Source organism: Shewanella electrodiphila (genome assembly GCF_023283985.1).
Classification (GTDB): Bacteria; Pseudomonadota; Gammaproteobacteria; order Enterobacterales; family Shewanellaceae; genus Shewanella; species Shewanella electrodiphila.
Map to the genome: position 1 here is coordinate 1 of NZ_JAKIKU010000033.1, position 2,599 is coordinate 2,599.

Annotated in this window: 1 protein-coding gene and 5 tRNA genes; 4 read left to right on the top strand and 2 right to left on the bottom strand. The window is 42.5% G+C overall.

The annotated features are described in order from the left end of the window. Positions 1-31: 31 nt before the first annotated feature. Both L2737_RS22100 and L2737_RS22105 read right to left on the bottom strand, forming a co-directional pair. A tRNA-Val gene (locus L2737_RS22100) sits at positions 32-107 on the bottom strand. Between the two features lie 39 nt (positions 108-146). Beyond that, positions 147-222, bottom strand: a tRNA-Val gene (locus L2737_RS22105). Positions 223-661: 439 nt separating this feature from the next. Here L2737_RS22105 and gltX point away from each other — a divergent pair. The 4 genes from gltX to L2737_RS22125 all read left to right on the top strand — a co-directional run bounded on the left by gltX (position 662) and on the right by L2737_RS22125 (position 2,594). After that, positions 662-2,071, top strand: coding sequence for a glutamate--tRNA ligase (gene gltX / locus L2737_RS22110; protein WP_248957126.1), 1,410 nt, complete (start codon positions 662-664; stop codon positions 2,069-2,071). A gap of 105 nt (positions 2,072-2,176) precedes the next feature. Beyond that, positions 2,177-2,252: transfer RNA gene (locus tag L2737_RS22115), tRNA-Ala, on the top strand. 84 nt (positions 2,253-2,336) lie between these two features. Then, positions 2,337-2,412 (top strand) — tRNA-Glu (locus tag L2737_RS22120). Between the two features lie 106 nt (positions 2,413-2,518). Beyond that, positions 2,519-2,594: transfer RNA gene (locus L2737_RS22125), tRNA-Glu, on the top strand. Positions 2,595-2,599 lie beyond the last annotated feature (5 nt).

The following is a 2,599-nucleotide window of genomic DNA, read 5'->3' on the forward strand; positions in this document are numbered from 1 at the left end:
TTCATAATGTTTTAATTCTTTACGAAAAGAATGGTGGTCGATACTGGGCTCGAACCAGTGACCCCCTCCTTGTAAGGGAGGTGCTCTCCCAGCTGAGCTAATCGACCTGGGATTTCCACAATGATTTAATTCTTTCTAAAAAAGAATGGTGGTCGATACTGGGCTCGAACCAGTGACCCCCTCCTTGTAAGGGAGGTGCTCTCCCAGCTGAGCTAATCGACCTCGCTGTGTGGGGCCGTATTATAGGGAGCAACGAAATACTGTCAACGACTTTTTCACGAAAAAAGCTCAGCCGCGCTAAAAACGTGCGGCTTGTTGAATTGTTAGGCGCTTTATAACGTCATTTTTCTCAATAGTGATGCAACTAGAGAAGAATTGATTATTGTAATTATGGAGTAAAGCTCGTATCCAGCTAAACATGCCTTGTTTTGAGACTTCTCAGTTTCACTTCAATAAAAGCTTCGACGACAAAGTTGAGCAATCAGTGCACTCTTTAGCTATAGTTTTTCGCTCACAGAGCTGATTATGATGCTGCTTGTTGATGTAGTTTAAATTATCAATAGTGAAACTCGCATAATAAGGTGGTTTGGGTATAGAATATCGGCCACTTTATTATATCTGTCTTTATATAGACGTTTTTGAAATAGGTCAGTGTCCCATTATGACAACTAAGACGCGTTTTGCTCCTAGCCCAACAGGCTTTTTACATGTAGGTGGTGCTCGTACAGCACTTTATTCTTGGCTTTATGCCCGCGCAAACCAAGGTGAGTTTGTTTTACGTGTAGAAGATACTGATATTGAACGTTCGACTCCTGAAGCTTGCGCCGCAATTCTTGAAGGAATGGAATGGTTAGGTTTGACTTGGGACGAAGGTCCTTATTACCAAACTAAACGTTTCGATCGATACAACGAAATCATTGCTCAAATGCTTGAAGAAGGTACTGCTTATAAGTGTTACTGTTCTCGTGAACGTATTGAGAAGATGCGTGAAGAGCAAGCTGAAAATGGTGAATCACAAAAGTATGATGGCCATTGCCGCGATCTTACTCCTCGTGATACTGATGAACCGTTTGTGATTCGTTTCAAGAATCCAACAGAAGGTAGTGTCGTATTTAACGATCACGTACGTGGCCGTATCGAATTTGCTAACGATACCTTAGATGACTTAATCATTGCTCGTACAGAAGGCACACCAACTTATAACTTCTGTGTTGTTGTTGATGATTGGGATATGGGCATTACTTGTGTTGTTCGTGGTGAAGACCATATCAATAACACTCCTCGTCAAATTAACATCCTTAAAGCTTTGGGTGCACCAGTACCTGAATATGCTCACGTATCGATGATTTTAGGTGATGATGGTGCGAAACTGTCAAAACGTCATGGCGCGGTTGGTGTTATGCAATACCGTGATGACGGTTATTTACCTGAAGCGCTACTAAACTACCTGGTTCGTTTAGGTTGGTCTCATGGCGACCAAGAAGTTTTCTCAATGGAAGAAATGATCTCGTTATTTAAACTAGACGATATCAATAAGGCAGCTTCAGCCTTTAATACAGAAAAACTTAATTGGTTAAACCAACATTACATTAAAGAACTTGCACCAGAATATGTTGCATCACATCTTCAATGGCATATGGATGACCAGAAAATTGATACAGCAAACGGACCTGCACTTGCTGAAGTTGTTACAGCTTTAGCAGAAAGAGCGAAAACGCTGAAAGATTTAGCTGCATCTAGCCGCTACTTCTATGAAGATTTCGAAGCGTTTGATGAAAATGCAGCTAAAAAGCATTTACGTGGTGTTGCAATGGAACCACTGAAACTTATACAACAAAAAATTTCTGCCCTTCCTGAGTGGACAGTTGAAGCAATTCACCAAGCAATTGAAGATACAGCAGCAGAACTAGAAGTGGGTATGGGTAAAGTCGGAATGCCACTACGTGTCGCGGTTACAGGCGCTGGCATGTCACCTGCTGTAGATTTAACCTTGTTTTTAGTTGGAAAGGCTCGTTGTGAACAAAGAATCTCCAAAGCGATTGAATTTGTAGCAGATAGAATAAATTCTTAAAAAACGAGTTGACACTTTTGGGCAGGCTGCATAGAATGCGCATCGCAGTTGAGACACAGCGTCATAATTTATTTCGGTTTGTCCAAATGTGTTAAGTAAAGTTGAGGGGCTATAGCTCAGCTGGGAGAGCGCTTCGCTGGCAGCGAAGAGGTCCACGGTTCGATCCCGTGTAGCTCCACCAATTTTACTAAAATCAAAGCGTTAAGTTTTAGCCTACAGAACTTAATGAGTATTCACTCTTTGGTAGAGTATAACGCCAGTCCGGGTCCCCTTCGTCTAGAGGCCTAGGACACCGCCCTTTCACGGCGGTAACAGGGGTTCGAATCCCCTAGGGGATACCACTATTTTATTTTTCTTGATGTATTTCGAGAAATTAAAGCAAGCGTTAAGTTTTAGCCTACAGAACTTAATGAGTATTCACTCTTTGCAGAGTCTAATGCAGTCCGGGTCCCCTTCGTCTAGAGGCCTAGGACACCGCCCTTTCACGGCGGTAACAGGGGTTCGAATCCCCTAGGGGATACCACTATT